Source organism: Arcticibacterium sp. (genome assembly GCF_055134445.1).
The window spans coordinates 75251-92480 of the sequence record NZ_JBSRVI010000161.1 but is presented as its reverse complement, the minus strand read 5'-3'; the positions used below and the strand labels follow the sequence as shown (position 1 = coordinate 92480).

The following is a 17230-nucleotide window of genomic DNA, read 5'->3' as shown; positions in this document are numbered from 1 at the left end:
GAGAATGACTATTTTACGAATTTCAAAACTTGCTTGTCTTTAATTAGCTCTTTTTTCAGTGTCTCATAATTGACATCATGAATACCCGAATCAGCATCAATGGCCAAGGCGGCTAATGTACCAGCACTTTGCCCTAGAATCATAAATACAGGTTCCATTCTGATGGAGCCGAAGGCTATATGAGAACTAGACACTGCCAATGGAACTAGCAAGTTTTTACATTCTTCTTTTTTTGGAAGTATGGTACCTAAATGAATCTGATATGGTTCTTCCGCATCTACCCCTAAATCTCCTTCGTTTTGTGCATAACCATCTTCCGTAATATAACGTTGTACATTATGAGAATCCATGGTGTATGAACCCATTCCTATCGGCTGACTCACTTTGCTTCTTCCTAAAATTTCGTTTTCAGTCATCACAAATTCCCCAATCATTCGCCTGGCTTCTCTTACATATATTTGGTAAGGCCAGTGACCATTGTCTACAAATTCATCTTTTGACAGTCCCCATTTGTTAATGTTGTCTCTATGTCTCTGTGGTACGCTTTCATCATGCCCCCAAAAATATAGTAAGCCTTTATGGTAGTTGATGTGCTCTTTAAGAATCTCTTTACGCTTTTCATAAGAGGCCTCTGGGTACTCGTAATTCATACCGATGGCATCAGAACTAAAAGGTCCCACATTATTTACATCTCTTTTCATGTTTGGAATTTTTCCTCCACCAAACATAGAATATCTGCCCGATTGAAATACCCTTCTTAGTAACTCGTATTCTGCAGGGTCATAGTTTTCAGGTTTTTCAAATGGCACTACATTGTCTTCGGCATTTGTGGTGCATAGTCTATAGTTATAGGCCTGCACTTTTTTGTCTCCTTGGCCTTGCTCCCCTGGAGGTTCTGTAGAGATTCTTGGTAAAACACCACTTGATGGGTCGCCTGGTATGATATATGGGCTTATTTTTCTGTCAGCAAAGTTGTGACTGTGGTGAAATATTTCTTTTTGAACACCATTCCATTCTTCGTTGTAAACACTGTTCGCCTCGCGACCTACATGATATTTTACGCCTGCAGCTGCCATCAAATCTCCTTCATAAGTACCGTCAATGAAAACTTTTCCTGTGTACTTTGTTCCATCTAACATGGTGATAGACACGATTTTGCCATTTTTCATCTCCACGCCGTTTTCACGGTCTAGCCATTTATCTCTTAAAATCTTGATGTCATGCTTCTTGACCATCTCTTCAAAGATTTTTTCTGCCACATGTGGCTCAAAAGTCCACATAGTTTTAAGGCTGTCGTCAATGGCTGTGGTGCCTTGCCCTACATTTCCATATTCATTTCTTGGTTGCCAGTTCCATGCTTCTTCATCTTGATAGTGCTCATAAACGCTTTGGTAAAACTCTAGAGAAATACCACCGATTACACTTTTATTACCTAAATCAGTAAAGCCAAGTCCGCTGGCTGACAAACCACCAATGTGCTTTTCTGGACATACTATTAAAACAGTTTTATTCATCCGCTTTAATTGCACTGCAGTGGTAATGGCTGCCGATGTTCCGCCATAAATAATCACGTCAGCATCATGCTTTTTGATGGGTTCAGAGCCAAAACATATTGATTGAACCAGGCTAAAAACTAAAGCTAATAGGAGTACGGATTGAAATTTTCTTATTTCTAATGGTAGGGCTTTCATTGTTTGTTTCTAGGGTTATTTATTATCTCTTATCTGAAATCGTATTGTGTTTTTTGACGCATCGTAACTTACGGTTTTTGCATTTTCATTGAGCGTGATGCTTTTGACTTTCTCTGCATTATAAAGGTTAATAGTAGCATTGGGCTGACCGTCAAACGTTATTTTCGGATTCTTTCCAAAATCTTCTACAAGTGTGTAATGTTTTGATAGCGAATGCAATAAAGTCTGAGAGTCTCTTCTCAAATAACTACCATGGCCAATGAATACTTCGTTGATATTATTGATATCAGTTTTGTCAGCGTTTTCGTCAAATTTTAGCACCGTTAGGTAGGCATCTGTATCCCAACCTTCTATACTAATCTGGCTATTGCGGTGTTTTAGGCGTCCGTCAGCTAGCAGGTTGAAGTATACCACAGTGGTTTCTCCTTTTTGGGTAATAGATACTTTTAAATAGTTTTTGCCGTAGTCACGCGTAATAATTGGCAGCTCGTTTTCATTTTCTAAAATGATGGCAGAAACAAATTTGGTACGAGCCGTTTTTTCAAAATGACTGATGGACCAATAAGGCTTGCTATTTTCAGGTTTATGGTCTTCATAGCCCATCTTTTCCGTTAGTCGCATGTTTTCAGGGAAGTCATGAGGACGCTCGCCACCCGGAGGGAAAGTCTCAGGAAATAGGGGACGTACTCTTATTTTGGCGTTTTCTTCTTGGATTTTTAAATCAATACCGCCTTTTAAGTTTGACTCACCGTTATAGTGCAATAGCCACTCAAATTGACCTGGCTCATAAGCCAATAAATCATCAATAACTAAAATGACATCACCTACCCAAATAAAGCTACGGTAGTTTCTAGCCAGAATATGGGAGTACGGACCTGTGGCATTAGCCAATAAGAATTTAAAGTCTTTTCCTTCAATGAGGTTATGAAGTGAGCCCGAATTAACACTTCCAAAATAGGGGTCATTTCTGTTTTGGGCTTTACCATCAAAAAAGACCACATTATGAGCTTCGCTTTGACAGTAATACACGGTATAAAGCGGACTCAAATAGCTGGCACTTCCTGGGTCCATGATGAGGTTTTTGCCATTATGAAATAAAATGTAGGAACCTGCATCGGCATGAGCGTGATTCCATGTAAAGCCTGATTTGACGGCTAACATGGTCTTATTATCATCCCAAGAATTTCTCATGGTAGCCCAGCCCATTTCTTCATAAAGGTGTGATTTACGGCTACTCGGTTCATAAGAATCACTCAGGCTTGGTAGATTGGGCATTAGTGCTAATGCCTCTGCAGATTTCCAATATTTAGATTCCTCGTTTTTTACTTGGTTTAAATACCAAGCGTACTGCTCTTTTTCAAAGCCGGCAGACCATAGAAGCTTGATTATTCGTTCGCCTGTGGCATGTACATTAGCATCCCCGAAGTTTACGGCTAAATCATTTTCGCCGTTGGTATAATAGGTGGTGTTGATGAAAAAATCCCCCAAATTATCTAGAATGGGGGATTGGTAGTATGTGGCTTCTGGCCACACGTTTTTATAGGCAGAGAGAAATAATAAGTATTGCGAAGCGGCATATTCCGCATAATTAAGACTTTCGTAAAAGCCACCGTCTTTGTCAAATGTTGGGGGTTTGTTTTGGAGAACGCTACCTGTGAAACTCATCCACTCCTGAGTATATCCTTCTGTTTCTTTAGCCCAGTTGATAGCTTCTGGTATTTCGTCTCTTACTGCTAAAGATGCAAAGCCAGACATGTATACACAGGCACTCCACCAGTTATGCCCCATGGTGTCAAAAGTGTGCATGTTTTTGTCAGGGTCTAACCAGTCTTCTTTTGCAGGTATTATGCCCAAGTCCACTATGCGTTGTGCTAGTTCTTTTCGCTCATTTTTTGTGAGAAAATCATAAATGCTATCAAATCCCATGGCTATGTCATAGCTGGTGTGTGAAGTTCCCAAACCTGCTTGCCATGGCGGGTCTCTTTGAAGCAATGTTCTACCTTCCCAAGTATTTTTAGAAGCATAGTCAAATAGAAGTTCTTTTAACCTGTAGGCAAACTTTTCTTCACCAGTTAGCCTATAAGCCAAACCTAACAAAAGACCATCTGAAGACCGGAGCTTTTTTTTCTCCAGTAATTCTAGGGCATGCTGATGCTGGTTCTCCCAGTTCTTTTTTACAGATTCGTTATTTTTTATTTGCTCTTTTAAGCGAGCTATATTTTCATCCGTATAGATTAGATATTTCCTGTTTTGGGCATTAGCCGAAAGCACAAAACCACAAAACAAAAGGAGTAATAAGCTTCTTAGCATAATTATAGATTAGGGTGTCATAATTCAAAAAGCAGAGCGTTTCTCCACTTTTTGCTGTATGCAATATTATCCCTTTTCTAGCCGCCAGCGTATTACTCATGTTTCATGAACTATAAATTATGGTTTATTTAAGTGAATTATTGCTTATTTAGCCATAGAAATCATTGGCAATGTTCAAAAAACGATTTTAGGTGGGCATTATTTGTTAGAGGGGAAGCCCTCTGGTAGCGGAGGTATGTTTAGTGCTTCTTTTTCATCTGGGATTCTGTTAGATGTGGTTTGCCTATCACCATACCAATACATGCCAACGCCATAACCCATTTCACAATCGGTCCAGCTCCAAACTTCCATGTCCAACTGTAATGAGGTGCCAAATGGCATAACATCCAAAGCACGTGTTCTGGTTTCAGTGCTATAACCTGATGTGTTTTTTTCTTTAGTCTGTTTGCGATTTAGTTTATTGTAAACATAACTGCGGGGCTGAGCATGGAAAGGGTGTTCATAAAAATCGCTGCTTCTTCCTCCCCAAGAATATGCGTAATAATCTTCTGTTCCTGTTCCAAAAATAGAAGGGAAACCTTCTCCATCTACCCATATTTTTTCATCGCCTTCTCCCCACCATTTTGCTACGGGATTCATTACGGTTAGGGCATCTCCTACGTAAACACCTCTACCCTTTAACGATATATAATTCCAGTCTGAAAACGGTCTGGTGGGTACAGGGTATTGTCCTCGCCATGCGGCATTGAAATACATGCTTTCGCTATCCCATTTCCAGTGGCCAATGTTTGCTTTTAAATCAAAGTTTATTGGTTCTTCGCCTAAATTAACAAGCGTGATTTTTCCAGATTTTTGGTAAGGCATCACCCACCTGCATGTCATGGTTCCATCTTCGCTCACAGATGTGTACCATCCTTGAAAAGGGTTTAGCCCTATTCCAGTTCCGAAGAAATCGCCTATTGGAGACCAAACTGTTTGTTCTCCGTCAAACTCTATTTTCAAAACTATGCTACGTGTTACCTCTGGGTTTTGATAATTGTCTAGCTTTAAACTAAGTTCTCTTATCGCTGCATTCCCTTTAGGTAAATTTATAGTTTTTTTTTGTTTTGAAGCTAGGTCGGCATTTAGGGAAATTAAATTCCCTTTTTCAGCACTTTGAGGGTTTAAAAGTTCTTGTCCCACTTTCTTAGTCAAACTCATGTTGGCATGGAAATCCTCTATTGTAAACGTTTTTACTTTGGTTTCTTCGTCGTAGGCTCTGTAAGTAAACTGATAAAAGAAAGGTCTGGCATCAGTGGTTATTTTGCAGCTTTTGGCAAAGGGAATAGGGAAAAAAGAAACAGACGAACGCAAAGATTGATGAGCTAAAGGATAGGGAATAAGTCCCGTGCCGTCAAGCAAGCCTAGCATATTACCTTCCATAACAGGCTCTGGGTTTCCGTCTAAGTAAATTTTGATTTGAATATCGGTGTTGGGTTGGTCAGGACTTAAAAAAGGCATCCATGAACGGACAATTGCTCCTGGGCCTTCGTGGTCCATTAATACCCATTCTTTTTGGCCATTATTTTCTTCTATTCTAATGAAATTATGGTCTTCGTCTTTGCTGTTGTAATCTTTATTAATAAACCAGCCAACTGTATCCGCAGGTGTCGTGGAGGCTCTGTTATAACTACTTTCCTGCTTTAACCTAAAATTGGTAGCAGGAAAACGAGCTATGGCATCTCTATTTACCATGTCGTTTAATAAGGATTTTATGGAAACAGTGCTGTTGTCTTGGGCAAATACTCTAGTGGTAACTGTCAATAAGATAAAACAAAGAAGTGTTTTAATGGGTAATGTATTCATTTTACTGATTTTGTGTTTTTACTAAATCTATTTACTGTTGTCCGAGTAAATTTAAAAATGTTTTAAAAGTGTTCAATGAAAGCCTTTAAGGCCACTTTTGATTCAATCTCAAAATCGATCCCTACCTTTTTTCTCGGCTCACTTTCCAGTGGGGAGGCTTGCAGCCCGCATTCATTTTTTTTCGAAAAAAAACGAACGGCAGCGGCCGACCGTCAAAAAAAACTGCACGGCAGCGGCCGACCGTCTGTAAACTCGCACATTCAAAAATTCTTATAACGATAAGTATCTGATTTTATCATTGCTAGAGAATTTTGCTTGTGCTCAAACAGTACAGGCTGATATAAGGAATTCATTTTATTTATTTTTCTCAGTGGCTAATAAAATCTATTACTTACCAATTAAAATAATTTCCTCTCCAGGCTCGGTATTGATATCATATAAAAAGAAGGTTTTTAAAGACAATTCTTTTAGCGTAGCCGATTCTGAAACCAAAGGCTTTTTGATTTCTGGTAGCTGATAAAAAGGGTTTGAGTTTTTAGCTTCTGCTATACTCATGCTACTTCCTGTGTCGAGGGTCAACTCGCTGTAAGAACGAATACGACAATTACCCCCTAGTTTTGATTTGATAATGACTTTGCTCAGTTTTCCATTTTCCCATTCCATGGAGCTTATTTCAAAACCACCTCTTGCACGAAGTCCTTTAACGTTTCCTTTTTGCCATGCATCAGGCAAAGCCGGAATCAAATGAATGGCTCCGTCGTGACTTTGGAGTAGCATTTCAGTTAAGCCTGAGGTAAATCCGAAATTTCCGTCAATTTGAAACGGGGGATGAGCATCTAGCATGTTTGCATAAGTTCCTCCACCTTTTGGAGAGTCTGGGCGACCAACTAATTTGATTTGCTCCTGCATTAATTTATAGGCATGATTTCCGTCTAGCAGACGAGCCCATAAATTGATTTTCCAGTTCATTGACCATCCTGTAGATGGGTCACCTCTTTGAATTAAAGTGTTTTCAGCTCCTTGGAACAATTCTGGATAATTGTAAGGCGATATTAGATTAGAAGGGTAGAGGCCATACAAATGAGATACATGACGGTGTTTATCTTCAGGGTCATCCAAATCTTGCATCCATTCTTGCAGCTGATTGTATTGACCTACCTGCATAGGCGGCAATTTTAATAAAGCTGCTTCCATCTTTGTTACCAAATCAGCGTCTTGGTTAAGGAGTTTGGCAGCACTAATGGTTTTGCTAAGCATATCAAATACCAGCTGATTATCCATGGTAGTTCCTGCTGCTATGAATACATTCTTTTTGCGATTTTTAGGTCCATGCTCAGGAGAAATGGAAGGAGAAACTACTAACCAACCATTTTTAGGCTCAGGTGTTAAAACGCTCAAACAAAATTCCGCAGCTCCTTTCATGGCAGGATAAACAGATTTCAAGTAATTCAAATCACCACTAAACATGTACTTATCCCAAAGGTGCTGGCTGAGCCAAGTTCCTCCTGTTGGCCACATGCCCCATGTAGCACCATCTACTGGTCCGGCTATTCTCCACAAGTCTGTATTATGATGCGTTACCCAACCATCGGCATCATACATCACTTTTGCTGTCTCTTTACCTGCTTCTGACAAGTCTTTTACCAATTCTATTAATGGATCATGCATTTCGGATAAATTAGTGACCTCGGCAGGCCAATAGTTCATCTCCGTATTTATATTGACCGTATAGGCACTTTTCCATGGCGGCACTAGTTGATTATTCCAAACTCCTTGCAAATTGGAGGCTTGTCCACCAGGTTGAGAAGAAGATATTAAAAGATATCTACCATATTGAAAATATAAGGCAGTTAAGGCTGGGTCATCACTTTTACTAAAGTCTTTAATTCTGACATCTGTAGTTTTTTGAGCGGACTCTGTGCTACCCAAATCTATGGAAACTCTATTGAAATAACTTTGATAAAGGCTAGAATGGTCCTTTAATAAATCATCATAAGCCTTCTTTTCAGCTTTAGCGATATACTGCTTAGCCAAGGCATGAGGGTTGGCACTGATGTCTTTATAATTCACAAAGTTAGTGGCTACAGAAATATAGAGCGTTACACTACTGGCATCTGATACTACTAATAGACTGTCAGATGAAGAGACTTTTCCTCCATCAGGTACAATTTTCACTCTGGAATCAAACTCCACTTCTCCTTTTATGGGTGGAGTACCTTCTTTTAATCGTCTGTTTTTGTTATCACTGCCGTAACCTGTCATTACCATAGTATTATCGTTTTCGGCAAACAGAGAAACTTTAGCAGGCTCTGGGCGGTCCATACTGGCAGTGAAATTGATTTTTCCCTTTTGGTCAGCTGTCAATCTCATGACAATCACTTGGTCTGAAAAAGAGGTAAATATTTCACGTTTGTATTTAACCCCATCAGCGGTGTAAGTGGTGGTGTTTAGTGCTTTTTCAATGTCTAATTCTCTGTTGTATTCAGAATAGTTACCATGATTGGCAAAGTTTAGTCGTAGATTTCCCACCGTTTCATAAGGCATTCCATGAGACGTTTTGGAAATGAAATCTTTATTGGCAATAGCGTGGGCTTCGCTATATTTTTCTTCAAAAATCAGTTTCCTAATGTTAGAAAGAGCCCCCTTAGCGGCAGGATTGTCGTTTCTGTGAGGCCCGCCAGCCCATAGTGTACTTTCGTTTAACTGAATGTTTTCAAACTCAGGGTTTCCGAAAACCATGGCCCCTAAACGTCCGTTTCCCAATGGAAGTGCTTCATTCCAGTCTGCAGCTGGAGCATCATACCATAGCTTTAAACTTTTATGAGTAGTAGTTCCACAAGAGTTTAGAAAAACAGATGCAACTAGAGCTATTAGGTATTTGAATTTCATATTTAAAAATTGACTTTAAATTTCTTCTGTTTATAATCTCTGGCAGCTGTAACACTCACGGTTTTGCCTTTATACTTTTCAAGTGATTTATTCAAATCACTTATGTATTGAATGGTTTCTCCATTTATTTCTTGAATTACCCAATCTTTATCCAAGCCAGCGTCTAACCACATTTTCCCTTTCTTTGCATCTATAGATATTATGTAACAGCCATAGTCATATCCTCCAGTGGCGTCTATAAGGTCAGGGTCTTCTGCAATGTTTATTAATACGGCACCTGCTAGTTCTGCCTCAAGTGCTTTTTTAGTATTTTCTTCTTTATCGCCTAAGTATGTTCCAGCTATTAGCGTATTATACCAACTTGGGTAGGATACTTCTTTTACTTTGGTGAAAGTGGCTTCTGATATGAACCCTACGGGGAGTCCATCAGCAGTAAATGTTTGAGCTTTAAGAATGGCTGATTCTTTTAATGGCATAGCTGTGGTATATTTTAGGCTGTTCACTGTTGGCACGGAGCCATCTAAAGTATAATAAATTTGCTTACCATTTTCTGCACGGATATCAGCTTCTAAACTGACTAAGGTTTCTTCGGAGAAATCGCCGCCATAAGGAGTAATACGGGTCATTTGATGCCCAAACTTATCCATAGGGAAGTTTTCAAAGCCAAGTTTTAAGGCAGGAGAGTTATCTTTTACCTGAAAGTTTCCTTCTTGTGGATTGATGAATAGTGGGTTGGCAGCTGTGGCGTTTAAATCGTAACCTTTCTTTTGCCAGTCATTAAAGTTGACACCTGTTGTTACTTCAAAATTTTCCGGATAATTAATGTTCCAATAGAGATTATTGTCATAATGTTTACTCCACGGTCTGTCGGTAGGTAAGGCCACATCTCGTATGAAGTTTTTGGTAGGTTCTTCTTTTCCTGGAATGGCTCCAGAAATCACAAAAATGTTTTTATAAATCTCGTCTTCAGAGTCTTTTGGCCAAACGTGCCAGCCAAGCGGAACCGCACTTACGGTGATGTTATTAAACACTTTACGGGCCATGCCATCTCTTAATTTGATGGTGGAACCAAGGTTTAGATTGTTGTAAATTTCAAAGTAACTAGAGCCATCATCCAAATCTATGGTCCAGTTTCCTGCACTAATAGATTTTCTATAATTGGCAATTCGGTTGTTTCTTATAATGACATTGTCAATGGCATCTAGTTTGGTCAATTCTTTTAAGAAATGGTCATCCAAACCTCTTGAGCCTCGCCATTGACGTTCGCGTCCCCAAGAGTTAAAAGGGCCATGTTCGCCTGTCTCTCTCACGGTTTCCCAAATGTCATTGAATTCTATGATGTGTCCGCCCCAAGTACCGTCGTTTATACAAATGCCTGCTCTGGGACAGTTGTAAATGGTATTATGAGATGCCGTTATTTTATGGCTCATAGAAATAAATACACCCGCTACTTGCTTTCCGTAATCTCCAAAATCGTGCATGATGCTGTTTTCTACGGTACAGTTTTGAGGGTAATCTGGTGATTTTGGGCCTGGTTTTAAATCCATTCCCTTATACATTTCTTCCCAGTTTTTGCCCAAGATTTCTTTATCGTCCCAGGTTTGATAAAAGCGTACGGCGGATGGTAAACCCACAAAAGCCACGGCACTTTCACCCGTATGTACAAAGCGACACGAAGATACTTTGTTATGACGATTGTATGAACTCATAAAAACGCCATTGCCACCTAGGTATTCAAAATTACAATTTGTGACTTGGCAATTTTCAGCTCCTTCCATAAATACTGCTCCACCACGATGTATAGCCCAATCACCACGAGCCATTGGCTCATAAGTATCCATAAAGACACTTAGTGATTGGGTAAATGTGAATCCATTAAAAGTGATGTGTTTAACGGGCTTTTCTGAACTTCCTTTTAATTGGATCAGGTCTTTTAAAACTGGGACTTCTACCAGAGCGTTGTTCAAATCAGTTCCTTTCTCAGGATAATAGTAAAGCAGGTTTGTTTCTTTATCAAAGAACCACTCTCTGGCCACATCTAACTCTTCAAAAATGTTATCAATGAAAAACCAAGAAGCCTTAGTTCCTTTGCCACCAATTCCGTGTGAACGCTGCAATTGCCATCCGCCCTCATTAAGATAAACTTTCTGTTCGTCTTTATTTACACTATTTATCTTGTATTGCATGTTTCCCCAGTTATGGCTTTGGAAGGCATGCACAATACCGGTTTCTGGATTCTTCCAGTCTTTATTTGTAAACGTATCTGGATTATAAGAAAACCATTCGTCATAGCGGCGGTCTGTTCCACCCGAAACTTGATGGTAACCTTTGCCACCACGCAAGGGGTTCTCATAATCATAGTTTGGAAAACGTGCTCTGACTTGTCGCGTACTATTAATAAATAATTGGTCAAAGTTTAGACCAGAGGGCAATTGTGCTACAAGAATGCCATTTTTATATGGTTTCCAATTAAGGTTTTCCAGTTTCTTTGAACCTTTTATAATCACTTTTGCACCCGGTATGGTAGTAAATGTGACTGGGAATTCTTCAGTACCTGAATACGCTGAACTTAAGGTAATAGTTTTATCAAGGTAGTATGTACCCTCATTGAACCAGACAGTTATTTTTTCTTGCCCTGCCAATTTTTCTACCTCCTTGATTGCCCTTTCAAAAGTATGGAAGGGGCTCTTTTTTGTTCCTTTGTTTAAGTCGTTTCCACTTTTTGCAACATAAAAGTCATGTGCTTGACTCAAATGTGTTAAGCACAAAAGAGTAAAAAGAAGTAATGTTTTATTTAATCGGGTCATGCTTAGTAAACGTGTTATTTTTTTAAGAAGACTTCTGCTGGTATTACCTTATTAAATTCCTTGATTTTAATATCACGATAGAAAATCTCTGCTGTTTCAGACTGGAATCCTATGATTCCTTCTCCAGGAGTAAGGTTAAATGCCATATTTACGACTTCTCCATTTAATTTATGAATGGTGTACTGGTCGCCCATAACAATGATTTCGCAATGATTCCATTTATCGTTTAGGGCCTTGTAATTCTCTGTAGGTTTAGCAAAGTGGTACCATTCCTTTTTGTTTTTTTCTAGCTGCCCTCCATCATCTGGGTGTAAATATGATTTACCGTCTGCTGTAGTGTACCAGTCATAATCTGCTCCAGGGGACGTATGAAGTCGCCCGTGTAGTTTTTATCTATAAGATGATCATAACGAATTTGATATTCTATGCCTACAGGCCAGACGGCATCATCAATGACGTGATAGTAAACACCTGCATCGTACTGCCATCTGTCAAAATTGTTGGTTATTTTACTTCCCCACTTGTATTCAAATCTCAGTATGTACTTACTATATTTCTTTTTGGTATAAAAAAGACCATGTGTAGCGTTTTCTCCAGTGTTAAGATTTAGGCTGTCTGGCATGTGCTTAAAAACGTGTACTATGCCATCTTCAATCGCATATACTTCCTTTGCCATTTCTTCATCTCCATTTCGGAGCTTCAGATACCAACCATCAAAGTTTTTTTCATTAAAGATTTGGACAAAGCCTTTTTCTGATTTTTGCTTTTTTTGTGCGGTAACGGCTATGGGTAGTATTACTATCCATAGAAGAATAGCTAGGTTTATTTTTTTCATTTTTTACTAATGCGTATTCTGCATTTAAATTGAAATAATGCTTTTCTTTTAATCGATACCTCAAAATTAGGTTAAGCCATAAAGTATCTCAGATGCATTGTTATGGTTGATTGATTTTGAAAATTCTTGAGAATTTTATTTATCCTTTTTACCAGCAAGAGCTTGTTCTTTCTAGCGATTAGGCTATTGACACATAACAAGAGGCGAGCCCTCTCCATAGGCAAGAGGGTCGCTTTGTTCATTTTTGTCAATTCATGAATTGTTGCAGAAGTTTACTTCGATGCTAATTCTAACTTTAAGACGGTCACATTTGGGGCTAAAGCTTCTTTAGGCACAGAAACTAAAATTCCTTTAGGAGTAAGCTCTGTTTTTAAATTGGATTTTTTCCCTGTTAAAAGGCTAGCCTTCTTTATTTTGATGTCTTTGTTAAGTAGAATTTTCCCGTTTTCAGGTAAATCAAAAACGTGAGCATAAATCACATCACCTTTTTTGGTGTAACGACCCCATTCTGGTCGCTCATAAGGACTTGCCGATGCACCGTAAAGTGATTCGCCGTTTGTGTCGGTCCAATCTCCCATATCGCTCAGTCTTCTGATACTTTCAGAAGGGAATCTCCCGTAGCCATCTGGTCCAATGTTTAATAAGAAGTTACCGCCTTTAGAAACAATGTCTACTAGTTTTTGAATAAGGTCTTGACTACTTTTCCATTTGTGGTCGGATGGTTTGTAGCCCCATGAGCCATTCATTGTCATGCACGCTTCCCAGTCTGAATCTATTCCTGTGTCTGGTATTTCTTGTTCTGGTGTACCAAAGTCACCTGCAAAATCACCTTCCGTATCCATGCCTGCCATACCGTTACGACCTTTGTCTACTCTATTGTTGATAATGGTGTTTGGCTGAATCTCACGAATAAAATCATAAAACTCTTTGCCCATTTCAGTGGTATAATCGGCAATCCAATCGCCATCAAACCAAACTACTCCTATGTCGCCATAGTTTGTCAAAAGTTCTTTTACCTGAGGTTTCAGATAGTTTTGGTAATACTCAGGAAATTCTGGATTAACCACTGTTTGGTCTTTCTGTCCGGCATTATAGTTTGGAAACAAATTTCCTTGAGCTTGTGGATGATGCCAGTCCACAATAGAATGGTAGAAACAGAATACAATATCTGCTTTCTTACAAGCATCTGATAATTCTTTGATGATATCACGCTTAAACGGCGATGAATCCATGATGTCATAGTCTGAGACCTTAGAATCCCATAGTCCGAAACCATCATGGTGTTTAGACGTGATGACAATATATTTCATACCCGCATCTTTCGCCATGGCTACCCATTCGTCGGCATCAAATAATTCTGGATTAAACATTCTAGGAAATTTCTCATATTCCTCAATGGTATAATCAAGCTTGTCCATGGCCCACTCAGCTCCACCACCAGCTATTTTTTCACCTCGTTCTCCGCCAATAATGGAATAAGCACCCCAGTGAATGAACATTCCGAATTTGGCATCTCGCCACCAAGCCATACGCTCGTCGTCGTTCAGTTTGGCACTACTTTGTGCAAATCCAACATTGGTGCTAAAAACAACCAGTAGGAGAAGTGCTAATTTCTGTAAGTATTTCATTTTCTTATTTAGTATTAATAGTTATTTTCTTTTCTGATTGATTACGCATGATTAATAAGTCCAAATTGTTTGTTTCGTTGTCTAAACTAATTTGGAAAAAGTCTTTGACGGTTTTGACTTTCTTGCCTGCAGCTTCTAGGATAACATCACCTTTTTTCAGGCCATTGTTTTTTGCGGCTGGGCTGTCTTTTCGAACATTGACAAGTATTACACCTTCCGCTGTGCTTAAACCATAGGCTGATTGTTCTTGCTCTGATTCAACACTTTTTATTTCGTTTCCAAGCCATGCCACTTTTAAGGCGGCATTTTTTATGTTTTCAGCTTGGTCTTCACGTTCGATTCCTTCAGGAGTTTTTGCAATGGCTTTTAGTGCTGGTTTTTGCACCCCAAACTGATGCATAGGAAAGTTCTTGAAGCCTATTTTTAAGGCAGGAGAATTGGCAGCTACAGAAAAATCTAAGTTTCCGGGGTCTTTGAACAGAGGGTCTCCAAAAATGCTGTGCTCATCTCTGTCATAAAGTTGAGATTTCATTAGAGCCAATTCATTTGGGAATAAGTTATAATCCAGTTCTTTTCCCCAGCCAGATAGTCTTATGTCTTTGTAGTCACCTACTATATTATGCTTGAAAACGTCTTCACTGTTTTCAAACCAAACATGTGGATGCAAGGAATTATCAACTATAATGTTGTTTTCTACCACTCTATTGAATCCCTCACGGAGTTTTAAACCATTGTGAAGCAGGAGATTGTTGTAAATATGGTAGTTGGAAGAACCATCATCTAAATCAATATCCCAACCATGGTCGCACCTGAAACGGTTGTTTCTGATAATGGTGGTTTTTATGGCATCCCACTTATACATAGTAGGATTAGCAGTAGTAATGCTATCCATCGTATTTCTATTAGGATGCCAAAAACGGTCTCTACCCCACGAGTTAAAAGAACCATGGTCACTGGTTTCTAAAACGGTGTTAAAAACGTCATTGAATTCCAAGATATGGCCACCCCAGGTACCTTCACCAATGTTTATGCCCGCTCTAGGTACATCGTAAATGCTGTTATGTCTAACCGTGATGTCCATCGCCATAGAAATTTGAACACCTGCAGTTTGTTTCTCTATTCTGCCGATTCTGTAAATGAGATTATCTTCTACCAAGCAGTTTCTTGGGTATAACTCGTTTTGTGGTCCTGAAACGGTGTCCATCTCATCAAGTGGTACAAATTCACTATAATTAAACGAAGGCGACCTAACCGCCGATGGGTCGCCAATAAACGATATGGCACTGGCACCACATTCATGAATATGATTACCTCTAATTACCAAGCCGTCATTATATTTGCTGGCCATGATAACGTTACCACCTAGATTGACAAATTCGGTATTTTCAATCTTACAGTTTTCGGTACCTTCCAGAAATAGTACGCTGCCTCTATAAATGGTCCAATCACTTCTTAAAAGAGGTTCAAAATCCTCCATGAAAGTTCGTTTGGTGTTTTCAAAGGTCATGCCGCTAATACTCACATCTTTTACCGGATTTTCTAGTGTACCCACTATTTGAATTAAGTCTTTTAGCTGTGAGACTTCAATTTGGGCTGCCTTTAAATCTATGTTTTCTTGTGGCCAGTAATAAAGCTTATGCTCTAATTTGTCCAAATACCATTCGCCGACGCTATCAAGTTCTTCAAATACGTTTTCAACCATCCTGAATTCCTCATGGGGTTTAGAGTATCTGTTATTTTGTTGGCCGCCTTCTAAAATTGCAGTACCGTCTTTGTTTATGCCCGTAATCTTAAAATGGAAACCACCCCATTTGCCCTTATGCAGAGCACTAAAGAAAGCTCCTTCCGGTTTTTTCCAAGATGCCAATCGTTCCTTAGAAATGGCATCTTCGGTATATCCTTGCCAATAAGCCGCACTTTCGTCATAGTTTGGATACCGAGCCAAAATTTGAGCTTTGTCATTAACCACCAATTGGTCAAAATCTAGACTTTCAGGTACAGACGTCACATAGATGTTATCTGTATGTTTTTGCCAGTTGCCTGTCAAAACTGTTGAACCTTTTATTTTAACATCTGAAGCACTTGATCCTTTGATGGTTAGTCCGCTTAGTGCAGCAGGAATTATGATGGGATGAGTCAAATAATAGTCTCCTTTTGAAATGGTAATACTAATGTCAGCGTCAGGTTTGTTCGCCCTTATTTCATTGGCTTTTTTTACGGCACTTTCCAATCCTTCGAAGGGTTGTTTTTTTGAGCCAGTATTTGTTATTTTTCCGTTTTTAGCGACAAATAGATTTATACTGTTTTTTTGAGCAGTACATGGCACGGTCAAGCCTATTACCAAGAAAATTAAAACTAGGTTTTTCATATAATTATAGCGTCGCTTTTCCTTTTAAGATACCAAGAGATTGTAAAAAAACATCGGCTTCATGCGTTGTTTCTATGTAGCATCTGTCATTTTCCTGTTTTCCTTTATTGAAAAATCCATGAGGCTGGTCTTTGTAAATAAACACATCGCACCTGCTTCCTACCGCTTCCATTTTCGCTTTGAATTCATAAGCAGTGTTTACAGGGATTAATTTATCCTTGTCGCCTAAGAAGAAAATGGCTGGTGGAGCTCCTTTTGTGATATTATGCATAGGTGATATCTCTAAATAGCGTTCGCCCATTCTTTTATGTTCAAAACCCGTAGGACCATTGTCAATTACAGCATTATATAAAATGGAAGCACTGGCTTTGGAGCTGACAGATAAATCATCGGTGTCTTCATTTACACCAGGGAGCATGCTCACAGCAGCAGCTAAATGCCCACCTGCAGATCCGCCTGCAGCTACCATTTTCTTGCCATTTATGCCATATTTTTTGGCATTGCTTCTTAAGAACCGCATGGCAGATTTTGCATCTTTTACAGATTCATAGGGCGTAGTTTTATGCCTCGATTTTACGCGATAATCTACCAGTGCAGAAAGGACTCCTCTGGTGGCAAAATACTTAGCTTGGTCTTCAAACTGTAGAATAGTTCCGCCGTTCCAACCGCCTCCAAAAAAGAATACGATGATAGGGTATTTCTTGTTTTTTTGATAATTGTCAGGATAAATCAACCTTAGCTTTAAAGTATCTCGGTCTACTATTTTATAGGTGATATCATTGGCTGATTTATCTTGTCCAAAGAGATTACTCATGAAGAGCAATGCAGCTAGAAATAATGTGATTTTCTTAGTCATA

At 39.2% G+C, this 17230-nt stretch carries 9 protein-coding genes and 1 pseudogene; all 10 read right to left on the bottom strand.

Features of this window, described 5'->3' with window-relative positions:
• Positions 1-8 precede the first annotated feature (8 nt).
• A complete protein-coding gene (locus ACTBZY_RS21190) occupies positions 9-1691 on the bottom strand; it encodes an FAD-dependent oxidoreductase (protein WP_463048387.1) in 1683 nt (560 codons plus the stop codon).
• A gap of 15 nt (positions 1692-1706) precedes the next feature.
• Entirely contained in the window at positions 1707-4001 is a 2295-nt protein-coding gene (locus ACTBZY_RS21185; RefSeq protein ID WP_463048386.1) for a heparinase II/III family protein, read from the bottom strand.
• Between the two features lie 198 nt (positions 4002-4199).
• On the bottom strand, positions 4200-5846 hold the full coding sequence (locus ACTBZY_RS21180; RefSeq protein WP_463048385.1) for a glycoside hydrolase family 172 protein: 1647 nt from the start codon (positions 5844-5846) through the stop codon (positions 4200-4202).
• 387 nt (positions 5847-6233) lie between these two features.
• The gene (locus ACTBZY_RS21175) at positions 6234-8735 is read right to left on the bottom strand and encodes a glycoside hydrolase family 95 protein (protein WP_463048384.1); all 2502 of its coding nucleotides are present in this window, start codon (positions 8733-8735) and stop codon (positions 6234-6236) included.
• Positions 8736-8737: 2 nt separating this feature from the next.
• Positions 8738-11488: a chitobiase/beta-hexosaminidase C-terminal domain-containing protein gene (locus tag ACTBZY_RS21170; RefSeq protein ID WP_463048383.1), complete on the bottom strand. Its 2751-nt coding sequence runs from the start codon at positions 11486-11488 to the stop codon at positions 8738-8740.
• Between the two features lie 68 nt (positions 11489-11556).
• Positions 11557-11796: pseudogene (locus ACTBZY_RS21165) on the bottom strand (3-keto-alpha-glucoside-1,2-lyase-like domain-containing protein); the annotation flags it as partial.
• Between the two features lie 32 nt (positions 11797-11828).
• Entirely contained in the window at positions 11829-12377 is a 549-nt protein-coding gene (locus ACTBZY_RS21160; protein ID WP_463048382.1) for a 3-keto-disaccharide hydrolase, read from the bottom strand.
• A 272-nt stretch (positions 12378-12649) separates the two neighbouring features.
• Positions 12650-14005, bottom strand: a complete 1356-nt coding sequence (locus ACTBZY_RS21155; protein WP_463048381.1) for an alpha-L-fucosidase — start codon at positions 14003-14005, stop codon at positions 12650-12652.
• Between the two features lie 4 nt (positions 14006-14009).
• Positions 14010-16373, bottom strand: coding sequence for a right-handed parallel beta-helix repeat-containing protein (locus ACTBZY_RS21150; RefSeq protein ID WP_463048380.1), 2364 nt, complete (start codon positions 16371-16373; stop codon positions 14010-14012).
• A 4-nt stretch (positions 16374-16377) separates the two neighbouring features.
• The gene (locus tag ACTBZY_RS21145) at positions 16378-17229 is read right to left on the bottom strand and encodes an alpha/beta hydrolase (RefSeq protein ID WP_463048379.1); all 852 of its coding nucleotides are present in this window, start codon (positions 17227-17229) and stop codon (positions 16378-16380) included.
• Between the last annotated feature and the right edge of the window lies 1 nt (position 17230).